The sequence below is a fragment of the Nitratireductor rhodophyticola genome (genome assembly GCF_019891355.1).
Lineage (GTDB): Bacteria > Pseudomonadota > Alphaproteobacteria > Rhizobiales > Rhizobiaceae > Nitratireductor > Nitratireductor rhodophyticola.
The window spans coordinates 127,130-149,557 of the sequence record NZ_JAHSSF010000005.1 but is presented as its reverse complement, the minus strand read 5'-3'; the positions used below and the strand labels follow the sequence as shown (position 1 = coordinate 149,557).

The 22,428-nt window shown below is 61.5% G+C and carries 24 protein-coding genes; 8 read left to right on the top strand and 16 right to left on the bottom strand.

Annotated features, from left to right (window positions below; all coding sequences use genetic code 11):
• Window positions 1–7: 7 nt before the first annotated feature.
• Window positions 8–1,081: a sn-glycerol-3-phosphate import ATP-binding protein UgpC gene (locus KUG85_RS19125; RefSeq protein ID WP_223006381.1), complete on the top strand. Its 1,074-nt coding sequence runs from the start codon at window positions 8–10 to the stop codon at window positions 1,079–1,081.
• 4 nt (window positions 1,082–1,085) lie between these two features.
• Here KUG85_RS19125 and KUG85_RS19120 read toward each other — a convergent pair whose 3' ends face one another.
• The 5 genes from KUG85_RS19120 to KUG85_RS19100 are packed head-to-tail and all read right to left on the bottom strand — an operon-like array spanning window position 1,086 to window position 5,413.
• Complete coding sequence (locus KUG85_RS19120) at window positions 1,086–1,571, bottom strand: hypothetical protein (protein ID WP_223006599.1); 486 nt, start codon at window positions 1,569–1,571, stop codon at window positions 1,086–1,088.
• A gap of 27 nt (window positions 1,572–1,598) precedes the next feature.
• Window positions 1,599–2,657: a D-TA family PLP-dependent enzyme gene (locus tag KUG85_RS19115; protein WP_223006598.1), complete on the bottom strand. Its 1,059-nt coding sequence runs from the start codon at window positions 2,655–2,657 to the stop codon at window positions 1,599–1,601.
• A 4-nt stretch (window positions 2,658–2,661) separates the two neighbouring features.
• Window positions 2,662–3,573 (bottom strand): MurR/RpiR family transcriptional regulator, encoded by a 912-nt coding sequence (locus KUG85_RS19110; RefSeq protein WP_223006597.1) that lies wholly within the window; start codon window positions 3,571–3,573, stop codon window positions 2,662–2,664.
• A gap of 2 nt (window positions 3,574–3,575) precedes the next feature.
• Complete coding sequence (locus KUG85_RS19105) at window positions 3,576–4,643, bottom strand: ABC transporter ATP-binding protein (RefSeq protein WP_223006596.1); 1,068 nt, start codon at window positions 4,641–4,643, stop codon at window positions 3,576–3,578.
• Between the two features lie 11 nt (window positions 4,644–4,654).
• Window positions 4,655–5,413 (bottom strand): SDR family NAD(P)-dependent oxidoreductase, encoded by a 759-nt coding sequence (locus KUG85_RS19100; RefSeq protein WP_223006595.1) that lies wholly within the window; start codon window positions 5,411–5,413, stop codon window positions 4,655–4,657.
• A 287-nt stretch (window positions 5,414–5,700) separates the two neighbouring features.
• Between KUG85_RS19100 and KUG85_RS19095 the strand changes: the two genes are divergently transcribed.
• From KUG85_RS19095 to KUG85_RS19070, 6 genes are all read left to right on the top strand, one after another.
• Window positions 5,701–6,933, top strand: coding sequence for an ABC transporter substrate-binding protein (locus tag KUG85_RS19095; protein ID WP_223006594.1), 1,233 nt, complete (start codon window positions 5,701–5,703; stop codon window positions 6,931–6,933).
• A gap of 84 nt (window positions 6,934–7,017) precedes the next feature.
• On the top strand, window positions 7,018–7,893 hold the full coding sequence (locus KUG85_RS19090) for a carbohydrate ABC transporter permease (protein WP_223006593.1): 876 nt from the start codon (window positions 7,018–7,020) through the stop codon (window positions 7,891–7,893).
• Window positions 7,890–8,714, top strand: a complete 825-nt coding sequence (locus KUG85_RS19085; RefSeq protein ID WP_007007193.1) for a carbohydrate ABC transporter permease — start codon at window positions 7,890–7,892, stop codon at window positions 8,712–8,714. Before KUG85_RS19090 ends, KUG85_RS19085 begins: the two co-directional genes overlap by 4 nt.
• 26 nt (window positions 8,715–8,740) lie before the next feature.
• Window positions 8,741–9,106 (top strand): RidA family protein, encoded by a 366-nt coding sequence (locus KUG85_RS19080; RefSeq protein WP_007007194.1) that lies wholly within the window; start codon window positions 8,741–8,743, stop codon window positions 9,104–9,106.
• Between the two features lie 24 nt (window positions 9,107–9,130).
• Window positions 9,131–10,618, top strand: coding sequence for a M81 family metallopeptidase (locus tag KUG85_RS19075; RefSeq protein WP_223006592.1), 1,488 nt, complete (start codon window positions 9,131–9,133; stop codon window positions 10,616–10,618).
• Between the two features lie 117 nt (window positions 10,619–10,735).
• Window positions 10,736–11,197: a pseudoazurin gene (locus tag KUG85_RS19070; RefSeq protein WP_223006591.1), complete on the top strand. Its 462-nt coding sequence runs from the start codon at window positions 10,736–10,738 to the stop codon at window positions 11,195–11,197.
• A 60-nt stretch (window positions 11,198–11,257) separates the two neighbouring features.
• Here KUG85_RS19070 and KUG85_RS19065 read toward each other — a convergent pair whose 3' ends face one another.
• The 3 genes from KUG85_RS19065 to KUG85_RS19055 are packed head-to-tail and all read right to left on the bottom strand — an operon-like array spanning window position 11,258 to window position 12,657.
• Entirely contained in the window at window positions 11,258–11,716 is a 459-nt protein-coding gene (locus KUG85_RS19065; RefSeq protein WP_322098570.1) for an Rrf2 family transcriptional regulator, read from the bottom strand.
• 10 nt (window positions 11,717–11,726) lie between these two features.
• Complete coding sequence (locus KUG85_RS19060; RefSeq protein ID WP_255606498.1) at window positions 11,727–12,197, bottom strand: hypothetical protein; 471 nt, start codon at window positions 12,195–12,197, stop codon at window positions 11,727–11,729.
• Complete coding sequence (locus tag KUG85_RS19055) at window positions 12,190–12,657, bottom strand: group III truncated hemoglobin (protein WP_065817995.1); 468 nt, start codon at window positions 12,655–12,657, stop codon at window positions 12,190–12,192. Before KUG85_RS19055 ends, KUG85_RS19060 begins: the two co-directional genes overlap by 8 nt.
• A gap of 201 nt (window positions 12,658–12,858) precedes the next feature.
• On the opposite strand from KUG85_RS19055, the gene KUG85_RS19050 reads away from it, so the two are divergent.
• Window positions 12,859–13,317, top strand: a complete 459-nt coding sequence (locus KUG85_RS19050; protein WP_065817994.1) for a hypothetical protein — start codon at window positions 12,859–12,861, stop codon at window positions 13,315–13,317.
• A 171-nt stretch (window positions 13,318–13,488) separates the two neighbouring features.
• Here KUG85_RS19050 and KUG85_RS19045 read toward each other — a convergent pair whose 3' ends face one another.
• The 8 genes from KUG85_RS19045 to KUG85_RS19010 all read right to left on the bottom strand — a co-directional run bounded on the left by KUG85_RS19045 (window position 13,489) and on the right by KUG85_RS19010 (window position 22,307).
• Window positions 13,489–13,752: a hypothetical protein gene (locus KUG85_RS19045; RefSeq protein ID WP_223006589.1), complete on the bottom strand. Its 264-nt coding sequence runs from the start codon at window positions 13,750–13,752 to the stop codon at window positions 13,489–13,491.
• 462 nt (window positions 13,753–14,214) lie between these two features.
• Window positions 14,215–15,375, bottom strand: coding sequence for a mannonate dehydratase (uxuA, locus tag KUG85_RS19040; RefSeq protein WP_223006588.1), 1,161 nt, complete (start codon window positions 15,373–15,375; stop codon window positions 14,215–14,217).
• Window positions 15,372–16,832: a mannitol dehydrogenase family protein gene (locus tag KUG85_RS19035; protein ID WP_223006587.1), complete on the bottom strand. Its 1,461-nt coding sequence runs from the start codon at window positions 16,830–16,832 to the stop codon at window positions 15,372–15,374. Before KUG85_RS19035 ends, uxuA begins: the two co-directional genes overlap by 4 nt.
• Before the next feature lie 6 nt (window positions 16,833–16,838).
• Window positions 16,839–17,900, bottom strand: coding sequence for an ABC transporter ATP-binding protein (locus KUG85_RS19030; RefSeq protein WP_223006586.1), 1,062 nt, complete (start codon window positions 17,898–17,900; stop codon window positions 16,839–16,841).
• Between the two features lie 2 nt (window positions 17,901–17,902).
• Window positions 17,903–19,144: an AGE family epimerase/isomerase gene (locus KUG85_RS19025; RefSeq protein WP_223006585.1), complete on the bottom strand. Its 1,242-nt coding sequence runs from the start codon at window positions 19,142–19,144 to the stop codon at window positions 17,903–17,905.
• Window positions 19,141–19,971 (bottom strand): carbohydrate ABC transporter permease, encoded by an 831-nt coding sequence (locus KUG85_RS19020; protein WP_378597181.1) that lies wholly within the window; start codon window positions 19,969–19,971, stop codon window positions 19,141–19,143. Before KUG85_RS19020 ends, KUG85_RS19025 begins: the two co-directional genes overlap by 4 nt.
• A 47-nt stretch (window positions 19,972–20,018) precedes the next feature.
• Complete coding sequence (locus tag KUG85_RS19015) at window positions 20,019–20,906, bottom strand: carbohydrate ABC transporter permease (protein ID WP_007007211.1); 888 nt, start codon at window positions 20,904–20,906, stop codon at window positions 20,019–20,021.
• Window positions 20,907–20,984: 78 nt separating this feature from the next.
• Window positions 20,985–22,307, bottom strand: a complete 1,323-nt coding sequence (locus KUG85_RS19010) for an extracellular solute-binding protein (protein ID WP_223006583.1) — start codon at window positions 22,305–22,307, stop codon at window positions 20,985–20,987.
• Between the last annotated feature and the right edge of the window lie 121 nt (window positions 22,308–22,428).

Here is a 22,428-nt window from a genome sequence, read left to right as displayed (position 1 = left end):
AATCGGCATGGCGACGATTTCCATACGCGACGTTCGCAAATCCTACGGCAAGACCGAGGTCATCCATGGCGTCAGTCTGGATGTGGCCGATGGCGAATTCATCGTCATTGTCGGCCCGTCCGGCTGCGGCAAGTCCACGCTTCTGCGCATGGTGGCCGGGCTTGAGCGCATCACCGCCGGCACGATGGAAATCGGCGGGCGGGTGGTCAACGATCTGGAGCCGCGCGAACGCGACATCGCGATGGTGTTCCAGAACTATGCGCTCTATCCGCATATGTCCGTCTTCGACAACATGGCCTACGGGCTGAAAATCGCCGGCAAGACGAAGGACGAAATCCGCCAGCGGGTCGATCAGGCCGCCGCCATGCTGCAGCTCGAACCTTATCTCGACCGCAAGCCGCGCGCGCTTTCCGGCGGCCAGCGCCAGCGTGTCGCCATGGGCCGGGCGCTCGTGCGCAACCCGGCCGTCTTCCTGTTCGACGAGCCGCTGTCAAACCTCGATGCCAAGCTGCGTGTGCAGATGCGGCTTGAGATCAAGCAGATGCAGCGCTCGGTCGGCACCACCGCGCTTTACGTGACGCATGATCAGGTCGAGGCGATGACGCTCGCCGACCGTCTGGTGGTGATGAATGCCGGCATCGCCGAGCAGATCGACACGCCGATGGCCGTCTATGAACGCCCGGCAACACGTTTCGTAGCCGGCTTCATCGGCTCTCCGGCGATGAACATTTTGAAGGGAAGCGTTTCGGGCGCCGACTTCGTGCTGGAAGGAGGCGGAAAACTCGCGCTCGACACGAAGCCGGAAGAGACGGGCCGCCCGCTTCTTTTCGGCGTGCGTCCCGAGCACCTGCAGATTGCCACGGCGAAAGAGGCGACGCTCAATCTCTCCGTCACGGCGGTGGAGACGCTTGGAGCCGACACGCTCGCCCACGGCACGCTTTCAGGCGCCAACGGTGCCGGCGGTGAGCTGATCGCCCGGCTCCCCGGCAGCGCAAAGGTCGCGCCCGGCGACACACTGCCGCTCACCGTTCAGGAGAACATGACCCATCTCTTCGATGCGGAGACGGGCAAACGCGTTTGAGTGATCAGCCACCCAGCGGATGGGGCATGTAGCCGACGAAGCCGGTGATCTTCCAGCGCCCGTCGATCCTGGCGCAGAAATAGAGCGTCTGCCAGTTCAGCCGGTCGACGCTGCCATCGGCCTTGGCAACATTGCCATTGAACTTCTTGTGCAGAACGGCGCGGTCGCCATCGATGTCGATGTCGCGCATGTTCGTCACGCGGAAGAGCGCGTCGCGCAGCGGCTCGGCAAACTTGGTTGCCGCTGTTTCCCTGCCCTGCCGCAGCCATTCGTCGCGATAGGTTTTCACATCGGGAAATTGCAGCCGCCAGGAATCGGCATCGCTCAGAAAATGCGCATGCATGCCGAAGAACCGGTCCTCGGCAAAATCCCCTTCCACCATGGACCAGTCCTGCGCCAGAAACGCGTCGATGTCGCGCCGCACCAGCATTTCCCAGAGATAGTGACGGTCGGCATCGCCTTCAGGGAAGGGGTTCTTGTCATAGGTCATATGCTTGTTCCTCGGAATGACTGGTTCTCAGGTCAGGCGGCCGCGTGCGGCAACGACAAGTGTTTCGGTGACCCTGTCGCCCTCGACGAGGTTCACCGCGTCGTAAAGGTTCGACACCGGGCAAACATGATTGGGAATGATGCGCACCTTGTCGCCGATCTCAGGTTTCGTCGCACAGTTCGAAAGGTCGACAATGCCATGCTCCTCGCTGAGCGAGGCGATTACCGCATCGGGATACCCCACGATGTGCCCATGGCCGGGCACGGGTGCGGTGTCGGCAGCGAGTGCCTTGGAGCCGGCATCGATGATTGCGCGGTTTTCGGTCGGCCGGCTCACCACCGTGGCCAGCACGGTGAACGCGCAGTCTTCCAGCGTGCCATGACCGAAAGCCACCTGCATGCGGTCGGAATAGATATAAGTGCCGGGCCGATGCTCCGTTGCGCTTGTCACCCGCTCGGCCCGATAGAAATCGGGCGATCCGCCATTGGAAACCGTGCTCACCGCCAGCCCGCTCTCCCTGAGCGCGGCAATGGCGTCCGCCAGCCAGCGCTCCACCGTTTCAGGCTCGCCGCGCGGCGGATAGGTCATCAGCCCTTCGAAGCGCAGCCCAGGTGCGGCATCGATCTGTTTCGCCAGCGAAACGGCTTCTTCCACCGTCTGCACGCCGCAACGCCCCATGCCCGTATCGCATTCCACGAGCACGGGGAGGGGATGGTCGGGGTCGGTGAAATGCCCGGCATAGCCGGCAATCGTTACGGCACTGTCCGCCGTCACCGAAAGCGTCACGCGTTTGTGCAGGGCCAGAAGCCGGTTGAGCTTGGCGGCGCCCAGAATGTTGTAGGGAATGAAGATGTCGGTCAGCCCCGCATCGGCCATTACTTCGGCTTCGCCCACCTTCTGGCAGGTGATGCCGGTCGCCCCCATCTCGCACTGCAATTTCGCGAACAGGGGCAGTTTGTGGGTCTTGATGTGCGGGCGCAGTTTCAGCCCATGGGCGTCTGCATGGGCCTGCGCGCGGGCGAGGTTGGCCCGGACCTTCGCAAGGTCGATCGCCACGGCGGGCGTTTCAAGGTCGAGAATGCGCAAGGCATCAGTCTCCGATAGGCAGGTTGGGGTTCTTGATGTTCTGGCTGGCCAGGCTGTGGCGCACCCGCCTGAGCGGCTCCAGCACCTTCTTGCCGAGCGTGAGCGCGGTCGCCATGGCGATCATGTCCACCGCCGAAAGCAGCGCATAGCGCATGGAGGAGGGTTTGTAGAGATTGCCGTCTTCCTTGAAGGTGAGCGGCAGAATGTCGTCGCCCGCCGCCGCCAGCGGCGAGTTGGGCGTGGTTACGACAAAGGCGCGCGCGCCATATTGCCGGGCAATCGTCACCGCATCCATCACCGAGGCGGCCTGTCCGGAAACCGAAAAGCCGATCACCACGGCCTTGGGCTCCAGCACGGAGGCGCTCATGCGCTGGAGCTGCGGGTCGGTGTGAGCGGTCACGTGAAGCCCGAGGCGAAAGAGCCGGTTCTGCAGTTCCACCGCCGCAAAGGAAGAGCTGCCGCCCGTGCCATAGACGAGGATCTGGCTTGCGCGGCTGATCTCTTTCGCCATGGGTTCAAGATCGATATCGGCGAGCGCCATCGTCATGAGATCAAGGGCCGCATGGGCGCCAGAGGCAACCTTCGCCACCACCTGACCGGAGAGTGGCAATTCTTCCACCGGTGCGCTCGGCTCGCGCAGATAGGCGCCACCAATGGCCAGCGCCTGCGCCAGATGAAACCGCATCTCCCGCGTGCCGGGAAACCCCAGCGCCCGCGCCAGCCGCGTGATGGTCGGCTCGCTCACGCCTGCGCGCTCGGCGATCTGCGCGATCGGCGCATGGGCGGCAAACTGCGGATCGGCCAGGATGCTCTCCACCAGGCGGATTTCCGCGCCGCGCCCGCGTTCCAGCCGATCCTGCAACCGGGCGATGATATCGACCGTGCGTTCGCTGTCATCGGGCACGCGCTTGTCCATGATCAGTGCGCCTCCAGCCTTTGTCCGCCATCGCTGTCAAACAGATGCACATGCTCGACCGGAACGGAAAGCGCAAGTGTCTCGCCCGGTTTGGGCAATTCCCTGTCACGCAGCACGACGCGCACGTCCTCTCCGGCAATGGTGCCGAACACATGGATCTCCGGGCCGGTCGGCTCTACCACCTCCACATGGAGTTTCAGCGGCCCTTCTGGGTCCCTTTGATAGGATTCGGGGCGAATGCCAACCGTCACGGTTTCATGGCCGAAGCCCTGCGCTATGGGGAGGCTCGTCCCATCCTGCAGCACCGCCACGGGTGTCGCGCCCACCACACCTGTTTCGGCTTGCAGAAAGCTCATCGCCGGCGAGCCGATGAAGCCGGCAACGAAAGTGTTGGCGGGCCGGTCGTAGAGTTCCAGCGGTGTGCCCACCTGCTCGATATTGCCGCCATTCATGACCACGATCCTGTCGGCCATGGTCATGGCCTCGATCTGGTCATGCGTCACATAGACGATGGTCGTGCCAAGCTTCTGGTGCAGCGCCTTGATCTCGGTGCGCATCTGGATGCGCAGCTTCGCGTCGAGGTTCGACAGCGGCTCATCGAAGAGAAACACTTTCGGATCGCGCACGATGGCCCGGCCCATGGCGACACGCTGGCGCTGGCCGCCGGAAAGCTGGCCCGGCTTGCGGTCGAGATAGGCACCGAGATTGAGGATTTCGGCTGCCTTCTCGATGCGCCGTTCCGTCTCGTCTTTCGGCTCGCCGCGCACGCGCGGCCCAAAGCTGATGTTTTCCCGAACGCTCATATGCGGAAAGAGCGCGTAGGACTGGAACACCATGGATGTGTCGCGCTTCTGGGGCGGAATGTCGTTGGCCCGGGCGCCGCCAATGACGAGGTCGCCGCCGGTGATGGGCTCCAGCCCCGCGATCATGCGCAAAAGGGTCGACTTGCCGCAGCCGGATGGCCCGACCAAAACCACGAACTCGCCATCGTCAATCGCCAGCGAGAGTTTCTCGATCACGGTCAGCGAACCGTAGCGCTTGGAAATGTCCTTCAGTTTCAGCTCTGCCATGAAGGGTCTCCTCAGCCGGCTATCTGTTCAAGAAAGGGCAGGTTCCCGGCGGAAATGCCTGCATCCACTGGAAGCACCGTGCCGGTGATGCCGCTTGCAAGCGGGGAGGCGAGAAAGGCCGCTGCACGCGCCACTTCCACAGGCTCAACCATGCGCCCCAGCGGATAAAGCTGCCGCACCTTGGCCAAGATGCCCGGGTCGCGTTCGATGCGGTGATCCCAGGCCATGGTGCGCACCGAGCCCGGCGTAATCGCATTGGCGCGGATGCCGTGCCGGCCTTCCTCCGTGGCGATCGCGCGCATCCAGGCGATCAGCCCGGCCTTGGCCGCCGCATAAGCGGGGTTGCCGTAGTGCGACAGCGCGTTGATGGATGAAATGAACACGAAAGCCGCGTCCTTTTCGCTTGCGCGCATCGCTGGAAGGAAGGCCTGCGAAAGCCTTGCAGCGCTGCGCAGGTTGAGATCCAGCTCGTGAGAGAGCGCCTTGGGCGTCACATCGTCCAGCGTCTCGGCGCGCGTCCAGCCGGCGTTGGAGATCACGGCATCCGGAACGCCCCCGTCGCAGATGCGCTTCACCGCCGCTTCGACCGCACCATCGTCCAGCAGATCGAAGCGCTGGGCCTCTCCAACACCGTCAAAAGACAGGTCGGCTTCCTCCAGATCGCATGCGACCACAAAGGCGCCAAACCCCGAAAGGACGTCCACCATGGCCCGACCGATGCCACCGGCCGCACCCGTCACGACAATTCTGTGACCATTGAGATCGATCATTGCGCTCCCGTTCTTCCCCTGGCTTTGCCCGCTTTCGTGGGGTCTCTTCGTTCTTTCCGGGCAATCTGACGCTGCCTGAAACACAGGCCGGCAGCCAAAGATTTGCCGATAAATCGTAATTTAGCAACATGAATGTGTGATTTCACTTGCTTATTTCCAATTTCTGTAAAAAAATTACACAAAAGATCGCTGCTCGCGCCGTGTGGCAATCCGCAAGAACAGTTAAGGCGCAGGTGCCCTTCACCGGGCACGCATCAGGAACCCGAGAGAGGAACAGGGAGACAGGAATGAACAGGACCGCATTGAAAGCCACCGTCGCCAGTGTCGCGCTTCTATCCATGGCTGGGTGGGCGCAGGCCGAGACCGTGCGCGTCACCGTGGCTGAATACAGCTCCAAGACCGGCCCCTATTTCGAGGAAGCCGCCAAGGCATTCGAGGAGGCCAATCCCGGCTCCGATATCCAGATCGAGGTGGTGCCTTGGGATGTGCTTCTGCAGAAACTGACCACCGACATTTCCGGCGGCGCCAATGCCGATCTGTCGATCATCGGCACACGCTGGCTGATCGACTTTGTCGATCAGGGCATCGCCGCGCCACTGGACGATTACATGACGCAGGACTTCAAGGACCGTTTCTTCCCGGTCTTCCTCGAGCCGTCCGTGATGCAGGGAAAGACCTACGGCCTGCCCATCGCCGCGTCGGCCCGCGCCATGTACTACAACAAGGCACTGTTCGAGCAGGCCGGCATCGCCGAGGTTCCCGACACATGGGACGAGCTTGCCGAAGCGGCCAAGAAAATCGGTGCGCTGGGTGACGACATTGCCGGCTTCGGCCTACAGGGCAAAGAAATCGAGACTGACTTCTATTTCTGCTATGCCTTCTGGGCCTATGGCGGTCAGATCATCGAAGAAGATGGCACATCGGGCCTCGATACCGATGCCGGCTACAAGGCAGCGGAGATGTACAAATCGCTGATCGATTCCGGCGCGACGCAGCCCGGTGTCACCTCCTATAACCGCGAGGATGTGCAGAACCTGTTCAAGCAGGGCAAGGTCGGCATGATGATCACCGCGCCATTCCTCTCCAACCAGATCAGGGATGAAGCGCCCGATCTCGACTACGGTGTGGCCGCCATCCCGGCCGGTCCGGATGGAGACCGCGGCACCTATGGCGTGACCGATTCCATCATCATGTTCGAGAATTCCCAGAACAAGGACCTGGCCTGGAAATTCCTCGATCAGCTCTTCACCACCGAGTGGCGTGCAAAATTCACCTCCGGTGAAGGTTTCCTGCCGGTCAATCCGGAGGTCGCGGCCCAGCCGGCCTTTGCCGACAGCGCTGACCTGAAGGCGTTTACGGCGCTTCTGCCGGACGCCCGCTTTGCCCCGGTCGTTGCCGGCTGGGAGGAGATCGCCACCATCACTTCGGATGCGGTGCAGACCATCTATCTCGGCAATGGCGAACCCAAGGCCACGCTCGATGCGGCCGCTGAAGAGATCAACGGCATTCTCGGGCAATAACACATTCATCGAACAAGGCATGCGCGGTTGTGGCTGCGCATGCCGCTTCTGTCCGCTTGAAATCCTGCGAAAACTGACGGGACCATGATCCGCTCGCCCCTGACAAATCCCTATCTGCTGATCCTGCCGGGGTTTCTTCTCGCCGCGTTCATCATCCTGTGGCCGCTTTACCAGCTCGGCACAATTTCGCTCAACGACGTCAACCGCTTCGGCCAGCTGCGTGGTTTCAACGGCGTCGAAAACTATGTCGCCGTCTTCACCGATCCGGATTTTCTTGGCGCGCTCTGGCGCACCTTCATCTGGACCGGCGGCATCGTGTTCGGCACACTCATCGTTTCCGTGCCCGTCGCCATGATCCTCAACGAGGATTTTTATGGCCGCTCGCTTGCACGCGTCATCGTCATGCTGCCCTGGGCCGTGTCGCTCACCATGACCGCCATCGTCTGGCGCTGGGCGCTGAATGGCGAGAGCGGCATGCTCAATTCGGGCCTGCAGAACATCGGCCTGATCGATCAGAACATCCAGTGGCTCGCCCGCGCTTCGACCGCCTTCCCGGTGCAGATCATGATCGGCATTCTGGTCACGATCCCGTTCACGACCACGATCTTTCTCGGTGGCCTCTCGTCCATTCCCGACGATCTTTATGAGGCGGCGAAGCTTGAAGGCGCATCGCGCTGGCAGACTTTCCGCGAGATCACCCTGCCACTGATGAAGCCGTTTTTGAACATCTCGATCGTGCTCAACATGATCTATGTGTTCAATTCGTTCCCGATCATCTGGGCGACCACACAGGGCGGGCCGGCCAACTCCACCGACATCCTCGTCACCTATCTCTACAAGCTCGGTTTCCGCTTCGGCAAACTGGGCGAGGCGTCCGCCCTGTCGGTGATGATGTTCGCGCTGCTTCTGGCCTTCACCATCCTCTATGTCGCGCTGGCCATGCGCAGGGAGCGGACATGAACCCCAAGCTGAAGAAATCGCTTCTCTACTGGGCGCTGCTGTCACCGCTCATCGTGCTGATTCTGTTTCCGTTTGCCGTGATGTTCATCACCGCCATCAAGCCGGCCAACGAGGTGCTGTCGCCAACCTGGTGGCCGCGTGAGGCGGCGTGGCGCAATTTCATCGACATGTGGGCCGTCACCAATTTCGGCACCGCGCTCTGGAATTCGATCTATGTCTCGGTGCTGTCGACCGTTCTGGCGCTCGCGGTCTCCATTCCAGCGGCTTACGCCATGAGCCGTTTCCGCTTCAGGGGACAGGGCTTTTTCCGCCAGTTCCTGCTCGTCACGCAGATGCTCTCGCCCATCGTGCTTGTTATCGGCCTGTTCCGGCTGGTGGTGTGGCTCGGCCTGCTCGACAATGTGAACTCCATCGTCTTCGTCTATGGCGCGTTCAATGTCGCGTTCACCGTGTGGATGCTGCAAAGCTATTTCTCCACCATTCCGAAGGATCTGGAAGAGGCCGCGTGGATCGAAGGCGCCAGTCCCGCAAAGGCGCTGGTCATGGTGTTCCTGCCGCTCGCCCTTCCTGCGATGACGGTGACCGCCATCTTCTCCTTCATCAATGCGTGGAACGAGTTTGTCATCGCGCTCACCATGCTGCGGCGTCAGGAAAGCTACACGCTGCCGATCCAGATTTTCTCTCTTGTCGCTGGCCGCTATACGGTCGAGTGGCACCATGTCATGGCGGCAACCTTCGTCGCCACGATCCCCGTCGCCGTCATCTTTGCCTGGCTACAGCGCTATCTGGTGCGCGGCCTGGCCATCGGTGCGGTGAAATAAAGCAATTCCAGGAACGGAGTATATTCATGACCAAGCAGTGCTTCGGCACCTCCCATGTGCCGCTTTCCCCCGCCGTGCGCGCCGGCGATTTCGTCTACATTTCCGGTCAGGTTCCGGTGGGCGCGGATGGCGTCGTCGTCAAGGGTGGCATCACCGAGCAGACCGGGCAGGTGATGGAAAACGTCAAGGCGGCTCTGGCGCTCGCCGGCTGCACGCTCGACGATGTGGTGAAAACGACCGTCTGGCTGGAAGACGCGCGCGACTTCGGCCCGTTCAATGCGGTTTACGGCAAGTATTTTCCCAAGAACCCACCGGCGCGCACCACGGTTGAATCGCGGCTGATGATCGACATCAAGATCGAAGTCGAGGCCGTCGCCTACAAGCCGCTCTGATCCATAAAGCCGGAACCTCATCGCATGCGTGTCTTTACCGCCTCGCTCGCCACCGAAACCAACACTTTCTCGCCGATCCCGACCGATCGCGGGGATTTCGAGATGGCGTTTTATGCCGGGCCGGGGGAACACCCCGAGACTCCAACGCTCTGTTCGGCGCCCATCCCGGTTTTGCGGCGGCGGGCGCGGGAAGAGGGTTTCACCCTGATCGAGGGGACCGCCACCTGGGCGGAACCGGGCGGCTATGTCCGGCTCGATGTCTATGAGACGCTGCGCGATGAGATTCTCGATCAGCTGCGGGCCGCCATGCCGGTGGACTGCGTCGTGCTTGGCCTGCACGGCGCAATGGTCGCGCGCGGGCTCGACGATTGCGAGGGCGATCTTCTCGCCCGTGTGCGCGAGATCGTCGGCCCGGACGTGATCGTCGCGGCCGAGCTCGACCCGCACAGCCATCTGACGGCGAAGCGCGTGGCGGCGGCGAACATCCTCGCCGCCTTTCTCGAATTCCCCCATACCGATTTTCTCGAACGTGCCGAGCATGTGGTGGATCTGGCGCTGCGTGCCACGCGCGGCGAAATCCGCCCGGTGATCTCCACCTTCGACTGCCGCATGATCGACGTCTTCCCGACAAGCCGCGAGCCCATGCGCTCCTTCGTGGACCGTATGAAGGCACTGCAGGGCAGGGAGGGCATCCTCTCCGTCTCGCTCATCCACGGCTTCATGGCGGGTGATGTGCCCGAGCTCGGCACGCAGGTCATGGTCGTCACCGACAATGTGCCGGAGAAAGGTGCAGCGCTCGCCGAAAAGCTCGGTCAGGATGTGCGCGGCATGCGCGGCATGACCGCCATGAAGAGCCTCTCCGCCGCAGATGCCATCGCCAGGGCGAACGTCGGCGGCGCAGGCGGCAAGCCGGTCGTCATCGCCGACATGTGGGATAATCCCGGCGGCGGCACGGCGGGCGACAACACCGTTCTCCTGCATGCGCTCGTTCAAAGCGGCATCACTCGCGCAGGCGTTGCCACCATCTGGGATCCGCAGGCGGTCGGTTTTGCGCATGGCGCGGGCGAGGGCACCATTCTCGACATGCGCATTGGCGGAAAGGCAAACGCCGCCAGCGGCACACCGTTCGACGGGTCGTTCGAGATCAGAAAGCTGGCCGAGGAAGGCTGGCAGACATTCGGCACCAGCCGCGTCACGCTCGGCCCCGCCGCGGTGGTGCGGCTTGTCGGCACCGAGATCGACATCGTGCTCAACACCAATCGTACCCAGACCTTCGAGCCCGACATCTTCTCCAATCTCGGCGTCGATCCGCTCGAAAAGCAGGTGCTTCTCGTCAAGTCGACCAATCATTTCCATGCGGGCTTCGCCCCCATCGCAGAAGAGATCGTCTATGCGGCGGTGGAAGGCTGCTACCCGAACAACCCGAAGACGGCCGGCTACAGGAAGCTCGCGCGCCCGATCTGGCCCATCGCCGAAGACACCTTCGACCGGGAAAACGCAACGCCTCTTTGACCCATCGCAAAGCGTGTCTCCATAACGGCGGCTAGAAGGAGCCGTCGAACCAAAAAGCAATTCCAGGAAGCGTGGAAACTGTCTCCCGCCTGGAATTGTCAGAAACGGAGACCGTTCATGACTGCGATCAAAACCGCCGCCTTTCTGGCGGCAGGCCTTGCTCTTGGCATCACTGTAGCGCCTGGCCTTGCAGCCGAGTTTGAGATCAGGATGCTCAACAAGGGCGAGAAGGGGGTGATGGTCTTCGAGCCGGATTTTGTCCGCGCCCAGCCCGGCGACACCATCAAATTCGTGTCTGTCGATCCCGGCCACAATGCCGAGACCATCAAGGGTATGCTCCCCGAGGGGGCAGCCGCGTTTCGCAGCAAGGTAAGCAAGGATTTTTCCGTGACACTCACGGAAGAAGGCGTCTATGGCGTCAAATGCACCCCGCACTATGGCATGGGCATGATCGCGCTGATCGCCGTGGGCGAACCCGTGAACGGAGAGGCCGCCGCAAGGGTGAAGCACCCCGGCAAGGCCAAAAAACATTTCGCCACGCTCTTCGAGGCGCTGCCGGAAAAACTTGCCGCGAAATAATTCCAGAAACCGTGGAGGCCCGCCTGGAACTATGGGCCCAGGGGCGGGCAGGGGGCGGCTTCATTCAGGTGTGATCGCCATCGGGGCTTCTGCCCCGAACCCGAGAAGACCGGCGAGGGTCTGCTGATTGGCCACAAGATCGGCCAGGGAGTAGCGGTCGAACACGGCAAGATAGGCGTCGAGAGCTTCCTTCACGACGCCTTTCAGCCGGCAGGCCGGCGTCAGGACGCAGGCGCTTTCTCCAGTCCCCATGCATTCGACCAGGGCGAGGCTCTCTTCCATCCCCCGAATGATCGTACCCAGCCCGATTTCCTCGGGCGTGCGCGCCAGCGCGATCCCACCTGCGCGGCCACGCAGCGTTGTCACAGCGCCCAGTTGCCCCAGCCGGCGCGCCACTTTCAAAAGGTGATTGCGCGAGAGGCCATAGGTCTCGGCGACATCGCTCACGGTGCATGGAGCACCCTGCTTTGTCGCCAGATAAATCAGCATCCGAAGTGCATAGTCCGTGTGGAGCGTCATGCGCATCGCACTACCTTTCGGGTCGCGCGAGCGTGGCAAGCGCAAAAAGGCCTGCTCCGGCAAGCAGAAGTGCCTTCACCGCCTCACCTCCCGCATAGAGGAAATGATGCATCGAGGCCGGCAGTGGATCGCCGGCAATCACGGCAGCGACCCGCGCATCCAGCACAGGCAGAAGCCAGAATGTCTGCGCCAGGACGATTGCCACCGCAATGCCCGTCACAGCCACAAGAATGCGCCGCCCGTAAGCGAAGACCGTCACCATCATCAGCAGGACCGCAAATCCCCACTCGACCCTGGAGAACGCCGCGAAGGTGACATTGCCCACTTCCAGCGCCACGGGCAGCGACAGGGCCTGCGCCTGAAACTTCACCGGGGTCGCAAGAAAAGAGACCCCGCAGACCATGCCCAGCCAGAGAAGCGCTACCAGTCCATAACCTGCAAGCGCATAGGGGTTGGCCTTCTCCCCTTCGGTGTTACGCATCGTCTCTGGTCCGGGCTCGTGCGGCATCGGGGCCAAGCGCGGCGGGCAGGCGGAAGAACATTGCGAGTTTCAGGCTCTTTGCAATACGCTCCGCCCGGTCGGTGAACACGGCAGCAACCGCCGGCGTGCAAAGATCTCCGACGGTCTGCCGAAAAAGACCGAGCCAGATATCGAAATCCGCTTCCACCACCGTCTTGAGCCTCAGATGCGCGGGCACCGGCCGACCATGATAGCTGCCGTCTTTGAGGATCACGGCGCACCAGAAATCGGTCATCTTCTCAAGATGCGGTTCCCAGTTGTCTTTTATCTCGCCGGCAAAGATCGGCCCAAGCCGCGCATCGCTGCGCACCCGTCGATAGAACTCCCGCACCAGCCGGCCGATGAAGTCCCTGTTCACGGCGGGGTCTTTCAAAGCCTCCTCCGGTCGAGGCTTTGGCCGGGCGATATAGGTGTCGCTCATGGAACTCTCCTAAACTGGCATTTTATATACCTCTTTTATCATTCCAATGACCCGCCTCAACTGACGTGATGTCGCACATTCATAAATGGGAATGAAATTCTCATTCTTCTTTCCATGGAGCGGTAAATTGGAAATCCATCCTGCAAATTGTCTTGTGGCGAAACTCATCCCGGCCTAACCCTCGCGTACAAGGAGAACGCGATGGACATCAAGGAAACGCCCGACATGTGGGTTTTGAGCCTGCAGCAGCGGCTAAAGATTCCAGATATCAGGAATGCAGCCGCCCATTGTGCCGCCGAGATCGAGACCTCGATCGAGAAGGAAGGGCTCACGGCTTCGGGCCCCTGGACATTCATATCCTGGAACCTTCCGCGAGACAGCAAGACCCTGTTCGACTGGCGCATATGCAGACCGGTGGTGAAGCCCGACCTTTACCGGGGCAAAATCCCACTGCTTCACCTGGAGCCGATCATGGTTGCGGCACGCACCCACCTGGGCTCGTTGCGAACTCTGTTCACCCAGGGCTATGCACCGCTGGTGCACGAGATACAGATGTCACGGCATGAGTTTTCTGGCGAAAGCCGCGAGGTCTATCATGACTGGCGCGGTCCCGGCGCGGGCTATCAGCGCATCGAAATTCAATTCGGTCTGTCGCGTTGAATACAGTGCAACAACGGTCTATCGGGCAGGCAGGAATGGCGTCTGTTCTTTCGCGCGCGGTGCCGCAGACTAGATCGCCGCGCGTCCATCCGGACACACAAAGGACGATCTAAATTATTAATGGAGCATCGGAGTAAACCGAAAACCGGATCCCACTTTTCGGTCCGATCTCTAGTCCGTATGCGGTTTCCACATGGGCATTCCAAGCGCGATCGCCGAGCACGCAAAACCGATATGCGCCGGAGCGCCTTCCTGGCGGTATTTGGCGATTGTCGTTCTGGATATCTGCAATATTCTGGCCGCATGCCGTTCGCTGAAGTCGACATGCTTCAGCCACGCGCTGAATTCTTCCGCCGACATGGCAGGAAGCCGGGGTCTTCTGACGGTCTTTTCGGTATGCCGACGTTCCGGATCGTCAAAAGCGAGAATATTCACCAGTTCCCCACCACGAAGAAGCTTGCAATATCTATGCCGCGTTAAAGTTGAAATGCACTACGCTGGATTGCATAATACAACCTGAGGCAATTGGCTACCCGCATCCTCAACATTTTTGTGGAATGCGATGAATGGGCAGCGTTCTGGTAGGCGCGGGTCCAAGTCTCGGACCACCACTATCCGTATGGCAGTTCTCTACATAACCTCTTTTGCGCAAACATTCCACACACATGGGCAAATCAAATCGTGGGGCGCAGAAACCAGGCGCCGGTTCTGTGAGGCCCGGTGCGAGCGGATCCCGTTCAACGTTGCTTCCTGGAGCATTTTTTCCAGTCAGGAGGAATCACCTGACGTCCGCATAAATGCGGAAAAACAGAGAGCCATCGCGGATGCGGGCGGTTCTTGTCTGTGAAGCCTGCAGCGGGGCTCGCGGCGCTGGAAGCCGTCAAAAGCCCTCTGGTATCACGGTCGCATATACTCAAGTGTCCGCATCACACCGCGCAGTTCGGCCAGCCCTTTCAGCCTGCCGATACCCGAATAGCCCGGGTTCACCCGTTTGCCGAGATCGTCCAGTATCGCGTGCCCATGGTCGGGGCGCATGGGTATCTGCCCGCCACGTCGCATCTCTTCATCCATCAGGGTAGCCACCACGGCAATCATGTCCGTGTCGCCTTCCAGATGCTCTGCTTCATGGAAAGAGCCGCACGGCTCCCGTTTCACGTTGCGCAGATGCGCGAAGTGAATATGCGGCCCGAGCGCCTTCGCCATGGCCGGAAGGTCGTTTGCCGGGTTCGCCCCGAGCGAGCCAGTGCAGAATGTCAGGCCGTTTGCCCTGGACGGAACAGCCTCGAGCAATGCCTTCAGGTCGTCATGCGTGGAAACGATGCGCGGCAGGCCGAACAGCGGGAACGGAGGGTCGTCGGGATGGATCGCCATCACCACACCTTCCTCCTCCGCGACCGGCATGATCTCCCGGTGGAACTCTGCCAGATTTTCGCGCAGGCCATCGGTTGAGATGTCGCGATAGGTATCCAGCATGCGACGGAAGCTCTCGCGGTCATAGACGAATTCACGGGCCGGAACCCATTCGATGAGATTGCGCTCCAGCCGCGCCAGATCGCTTTCGCTCATCGTCTTCAGGCGCTCGCGCGCGGCCTCCACCCGTTCGGCGGGGTGGTCCACCTCGGCGCCCGGACGTGCAAGGATGAAGACATCATAGACACAGAACTCGACTGCATCGAAGCGCAGCGCCGTCCCGCCATGCGGCATCGGATAGTCGAGATCCGTCCGCGTCCAGTCGGTGATGGCCATGAAATTGTAGCAGATGGTGCGCACCCCGGCGCGGGCGACATTGCGGATCGAGGTCTTGTAATTTTCGATCAGTGCGCGGAAATCGCCGCTGCGCGTTTTCACATGCTCATGCACGATCACGCTTTCGACAACCGACCATTCAAGGCCGGCCTGTTCGATTTCGTGCCTGCGCTTCTCGATCTCGTCCTGCGGCCAGACGCGTCCGTCATTGAGGTGGTGCAGGGCGGTGACAATGCCCGTCGCACCCGCCTGCCGCACATGGGCGAGCGTCACCGGATCGTCCGGACCGAACCACCGCCAGGTCTCTTTCATTGGGGGATGTCTCCTCGAGCGTAATGGGTAAGGGTCGCCGAAACGCCATGATCCGCGATGCGCTGACAGGCTTCGAGGACGGCAGGCAGGTATCGGTCGACCCTGTCGAAACGGGCAGCCTGAAGAATGGCGGCGACAGTGTCGGCAGGACTGGTCGTGTTTGCGATGGCCGCTTTCAGCGCCTCATCCAGCGGATCGGTAAAGGCCGGCGGCTCGCTCCTGTCCGCGAGTGCTGCAATCCAGAGTGCAACACCGGCTGCAAGATGCGGTGCATCTTCGCCCGCATCGAGCCGCTCCAGCAGCGGATTGATGAAGCGCTGCGGCAGTTTCTGCGAACCGTCATTGGCAATCTGCGCGGTGCGATGGCGCAGCGCTGGATTGGCGAAGCGGTCTGCAAGCCGCGCCATGTATTCGTCCGGCTTCAGGCCGGCATCGCCGGAAAGCGTCCGGGCAGATCCCCGCCAGAGCCCCTTCACGAACCCATGGATAACCGGATCGGCAAAGGCATCCGCCACCGTCTCGTGCCCGAGCAGCACCCCCGCATAGGCGATGGCCGAATGCGCGCCGTTCAAAAGCCGAAGCTTCATCTCCTCGAAAGGGGCGACATCGGCCACCATCTCGACGCCATGGCGTTCCCAGGCGGGCCTGCCCATCGGGAAATTGTCTTCCACCACCCATTGCATGAAAGGCTCTGTCACCACGGGCCAGGCATCTTCAACGCCGAGCGCCTGCGCAACCCGTTCGCGGTCGTCATCGGTGGTTGCCGGAACGATGCGGTCCACCATGCTCGAAGGGAAGGCAACATTCTGCTCGATGTAACGGCCCAGTTCGCGATCGCGCAGGGTCGCAAATTCGGTCACCAGCCCGTGTAGCGTTTTGCCGTTGGCGGGCAGGTTATCGCATGAAAGGACAGTAAAGGGAGGGATGTCGTCAGCCCTTCTTCGGGCGAGGGCTTCTGTCAGAAAACCCAGTATGCCGGCCGGCCGGTCGGGGTTGGCAAGGTCCGCCGTCACTGTGCGATCCTGCACATCCAGTGTACCGTCCGAATTCCGCGGATAGGCCTTCTCCGTCACGGTCAGCGTCACGATCCGCGTCTGCGGACTGCTCATCGCGGCAAGAACGGACTGCGGGTCCTCCGGCGCCACCAGCACCTTCATCACGGACCCGATGACCTTCAGCGTTTCACCGGAACCGTCACGCTGTGCAAGTGTGTAGAGAAAGTCCTGCGGGGCGAGGGCGTCGCGCATGGCGGAACTGCGGAGGGAGACACCGACAATGCCCCAACTGGCATCTCCCTCCGCGAGACAGGCATCCACATAAACAGCTTGATGAGCGCGGTGAAACGCCCCGATGCCGATATGCACGATGCCCGCGACCAATCCGGTTGGATCGTAGGCCGGACCCTGAACGGTGCCCGCCAGATGCGAAAGACAAGAACGGTTAAGACGCTGCGCCATCACGGATCAGCCAAGCCTCTGGCTGGTCTCCGCGTCGAAGAGATGTGCCTTGGCCGCCTGAACGCCAAGGCGCACCGTGTCGCCCGCGCGAATGTGGACGCGATCACGAAGCTGCGCCGAGACGATCTGCTCCCCCACGCGAACCTGAACGAGGGTTTCAGACCCTGTCGGCTCGACATTGGTCGCAACGGCCTCGAACCCTTCGCCATCAGCGGCCAGATGCAGATGTTCGGGGCGGATGCCGTATATCACCTTGCCGGCGGCAGGTGATGTGCCTTCAAGCGGCAGTTCCGCGCCGCTTTCAACACGGACGCCCTTGCCACCATTGGTGAGGAGGCCTGGCAGAAGGTTCATCGAAGGCGAGCCGATGAAGCTTGCCACAAAGGTATTGTTCGGCCGGTCGTAAAGGTCCAGCGGCGCGCCCACCTGCTCCACGATGCCATCGCGCATCACGACGATGCGGTCGGCCATGGTCATGGCCTCGATCTGGTCATGCGTGACATAGACGGTGGTTGTCTTCAGGCGGGCATGAATGTCCTTGAGCTCGGCTCGCATCTGAACGCGCAGCTTCGCGTCGAGATTGGAAAGCGGCTCGTCGAACAGGAAGACCTGCGGATTGCGCACGATGGCGCGCCCCATGGCGACGCGCTGGCGTTGACCGCCTGACAGCTGGCGCGGATAGCGCTCCAGATAGTCGGCAAGCCCCAGAATATCCGCCGCTTCACGCACGCGCCGGTCGATCTCATCCTTTGGGCGCTTGGCGAGCCTGAGCGAGAAGCCCATATTCTCGGCAATCGTCATGTGCGGATAAAGCGCATAGTTCTGGAACACCATCGCGATGTCGCGGTGCTTGGGTTCCACATCGTTGATGACGCGTCCGCCAATGCTGATCGTGCCACCGGAAATGTCCTCAAGCCCGGCAATCATGCGCAGCAGGGTGGACTTGCCGCAGCCGGAAGGGCCGACCAGAACCACGAACGCGCCATCCGGCACGTCGACGGTTACGCCCTTGATGGTTTCGAGCTGTCCGTAGAATTTGCGGACATCCTGGATGTCGACTGAAGCCATGGTTACCTCGAGGCGTAAGCGGTGTGTGACGTTGAAAGAGCCTCCGCAACGCGGATCGCGGCAAGAAGGCTCAGACCGGTGTGATATCCGGGGTCCAGATCGGGTGTGGCCGGCACATAGTCCGTCGGGCCATCTGCCGTTCGGGTCTGGTAGGCGATGGCCGGCGCACCGCGCCAGTAATGGTCGAAGAATGCGCTGTCCGCCTCTTGCCAGATGGCGAGGCTGTCCGCGCTGCCGGTCAGCTGGTGGCAGAGCGCGGCGGTGCGGATCGTTTCCGGCAGCGACCACCAGGGCCGGTAGGGGCTGAGCTTTTCGCCGGACGAAACCGAGACGGTGAGATGCAGCCCGCATTCGGCAAAGCTTGCCCTGAAGGAAGCGAACAGGATGCGCTCCAGCGTGGCCACCAGCGCCGGGTTCCGGCGAACGGGCGCATGGTCCAGCGCAAAGCCCGCAAACTCGATGCCGTGGCCGACATTGCACTCATCGCCGCCCGGCACATTGCGCAGCAACCCGGTTTTCGCGTCCAGATGGTTCTCGATGACATGATCGATGAAACGCTGCGCATAGGCGGCGTGATCTGAAAGGCCACAGCGTTCCAGCATGCCGGCAGCGCCGAGCAGGATCATGCGCGGCCCGAAATCGTCCGGTTCGCCGGCGAGCGCTTCGCCCCCCAGAGGCTTTTCCTCGCCCATCTGAAAGCGGCCATCCTCGATTGCCGCAGTCACATCGGCGAGGTAGCGCAAATATCCGGGCAGTTCTTCAGGCGCATAGCGGGCTGCCGCAGCCACCAGTCCCTTGGCGGCGAAAGCATCGGAATAGGTGAACACGTCTCCCGCCGGTTCCTGAGCGGTCACCGTGCCATCGGCGTCCGCGCGAACAGGCCGAAGCCCGGCATCGTAGCGGAAATAGACATGACCATCGCGCGCCTGAAGCGCCTTGATGCGCGCGAAGAGCGAGCGCCCGGCCTCATCGAGCCGCCGAGACAGCGCCGCATCGCGCGTCTCGAAGAAAGCCGCATGCGTGACCAGCGCTTCCAGCCCACGCCCCTGAATCCAGCCATAGGTGTAGTCGGGCCCGCGCAGCCCGTCGGCCTCGCCATAATCGGCAAGCGTCAGGCTGTTGACCTTGGTGTTCAGGAAGCCCGCCCCAAGCAGGGGGCGATCGAGCATCCACCGGAGCGTCCCGGCATTGGCCGATGCATAGCGGTCGGCGGCCTCTGGAAAGAAGGCGTTCCCGGCGGTCATTCCTTCATCCCCGTGCTGGCAACACCCTGCACGAAATTGCGACGCAGGATCACGAACAGCGTGATGGAGGGCACGAGCACGGCCGCAGACGCTGCGCTCAACCGGCCAAGATCGACGGTGAATCCGGTCTGGAACAGGGCGAGGCCAACCTCGATCGTGTAGCTGTCGCGCGTCGTCGTCACGATCATCGGCCAGGCGAAGGAGGTCCATGCCTGGAAGAAGGCGAGAACGGCAAGCGCGCCGAGCGCACCGCGCAAGAGCGGCAAGACGATCTTCCAGAAGATCCAGAACTCTCCCGCCCCGTCGATGCGCGCGGCCTCGAGCAGTTCGTCGGGTATGGAATGCATCACATTCTGGCGGATCAGAAAGATGCCGAAGCTCATCACCAGATAGCCAAGCAGCAGACCCCAGAGGGAATTGAGCACACCCAGCGCCTGCGCCTGGAAATAAAGCGGGATCATATAGACCTCGAACGGCACGATGGCCGTGGCGAGGATCAGGATGAAGATGATGTTGAGCGAGCGAAACGGAAACTTGGCCAGCACATAGCCGGCGATTGCCGAGGTCATGACAATCGCCACCATGGAAAGGGTGGAGAAGGCGACGCTGTTGAAGATCCACATCGGCAACGGCGTGTCCGCCAGCACCGAGCGGAAGTTCTCCAGCGTCGGATCGGTGGGAATGATGCGTGGCGGCCAGGCGACGATCTCTTCAGGCGTCTTGAAGGCGTTCGACACCAGAAACACCAGCGGCAGGATCATCAGGATCGAGAAGCAGAACAGGAACACATCGATGGCGAAATCGATGAGTTTGCCCCGCGTTTTCATGCGCCCGCCGGCTTTCGGGCGTGGTGTGGAAGCGGCTATCGTCTGTGTCATTTCCGCCCCTTTTCCCGAAGAAGACCGAACTGGATGAGAGTCAGCACGAGAACAATGGCCAGAAGCACCACGGCTTCGGAGGCCGCATAGCCGACACGGTAGTTGCGGAAGCTGTTTTCGAGCATGTCGAGCACCAGAACCCGGACCTGCCTGCCCGGCGCGCCTTGCGAATCCGAGGCAAGGACGAAGGCCTGCGCATAGACATTGAACCCGGAGATCAGCGTGACGACGGAAACATAGAGCGTGATGGGTTTCAGCATGGGCACCGAAACATGCCAGAAGCGCTGCACGCCGGACGCGCCATCAAGCTTGGCAGCCTCGAAGAGAGAGACCGGAAGGTTCTTGAAACCGACGAGATAGATCAGCACGGCATAGCCGAGCGCCTGCCAGGAACACAGAACGATGATACAGATCACCGAAAGAACGGGATCGAAAAGCCATGCCTGCGCCGGGATTCCGAAGAATTCGAGCAAAGCGTTGAGCGGGCCGAGCTTGGCGTCGAAAATCCATTTCCAGGCCATCGCCGCCGGCACCAGCGACACGACATGCGGGATGAAGACTGATGTCTCGTAGAACCCGGAGAAGCGCGAATGCGTGCGGTGGTGAATGAGCCCGGCGATCACCATGGCGGTGGGCACCGTAAGAATGACCACGCCGAAAGCGATGATCGACGTGTTTGTCAGGGCGTTCAGGAAGAGCTGGTCCTGAAACAGCTCGCGGAAATTCGCCAGGCCGATGAACGGTTTGTTCTTCGACAGGATGTTCCACTGATGCAGGCTCAGCCGCAGTGTCTCGACGATCGGGTACATGCGCACCCAGGCAAAGATCGCCAGCGTCGGTAGGATCGCCAGAATGGCAAAGCGCCATCGCTTTTGTTGCAGCATTTTGTTCCCGTCCGCCTGAAGTCACTGATCGGAAACGGCGCGGACGCCGTTTCCGGGATGAGGGTATCGTTGAAGCGCCTATTCGGCGAGAAGGCCTTCGCGCTTCAGGATGTTGTTGGTCTCTTCGGCAGCCTTTGCAAGCACCGCGTCGATGGCGGCGTCATCCTCGGCAAGCGAGGCATCGCCATAGGCGTTGGTAAGCTGGGCGGCGAGACGGGTCAGCACCTCCTCGATCGGACCGATGGCCGGCAGGGTGAAGAACTTGTAGTCCTCCGGATAGTCGACGAATGCGCCATAGGCGGGCACCTTGTCCGTGACGACGCTGTAGTCGACGCCCGAACGGTTGGGCAGCCAGCCGACATTGTCGAGAAGCCAGACGAGGTTTTCCGGGTCGTTGGCGGCCTGCACATAGGCCCATGCAGCCTCTGCGTCCTCACCCTCGACGGAGTTCACATAGAGGTTGGCCGGCAGGGCGATGGAGCCGACCGGCAGCGGCGCGGTCGCATAGTTCAGGTCGGGTGCCTTGGCCGCGATGTCGGCGATAACCCAGGACTCGCGGATGAACATGGCCGTCTGACCGCGCTCGAAGGCCTCGGCATCTGCCGGCATTTCGGGCGTCACGGTCTTGAGCACATGCACGTTCTCGAGATACTGCTTGAGTGCCTTGCGGCCGGCCTCATTGGCGTAGTTCGCCTTCCACTTGCCGTCGCTCACTTCCTCGATAACCGAGCCGCCATACTGGAACAGGTTGATCCAGAATTTCTCGGCAATGCCCTGGCCGCCGCCCGAAAGGCGCAGGCTCCAGCCCGAAACGGTCGCCTTGCCGTCAGCGTCGCGCTGGGTCAGCTTCTCGGCGTAATCCGTATAGGCCTCCATGGTCTGCGGCGGCTCTTTGAGCCCCGCCGCCTCGAACATGTCGACATTGTAGAAAAGCGCGCCCTGTCCGCGGAAAAGAGGAACGCCATAAACGGTGCCGTTCTTGGAGGCGGCACCGACGAAGAACTCACCGAAATTATTGCTGTTGGTGACGAAGTTCGCCACGGCTTCCGGTGCCGCCGGCAACAGATCGTTTTCGATGTAGCGGCTGGCCGTGGAGCCCGCGAGCTCGATCACGGTCACGCCGGCGGAGCCGGAGGTGAGGCCGAGCGCAATGCGCTTCTCGTGCTCGCGCAGGGCAATCGCTTCAACGTTGACTGTGAGGTCAGGATATTTTTCCTTCAGCCCTTCCGCCACATGCTCATAAAACGGCGCCATTTCGGGGTAGCCGCTCCAGACATTGATGGTCTGGGCAAATGCGGAACCGGAGATCGCGGCAATCGCCGCCCCCAGTGACAATGCTGCCACCCGAGTGGTGAAACTCGAGCTGCCGGATTTTGTGTTGCTGGACCTGTACGCTCTCATCTTTTGTTCTCCCTTTCGACGTGAGCAGACTGCAATTTCGTTCCCAATGAAAAACTGCCATGCAACCGGTTGCGCGTCAAGCCGACTTCCTTTTGCATCAGCATGGCCGCCCCGCATTTCG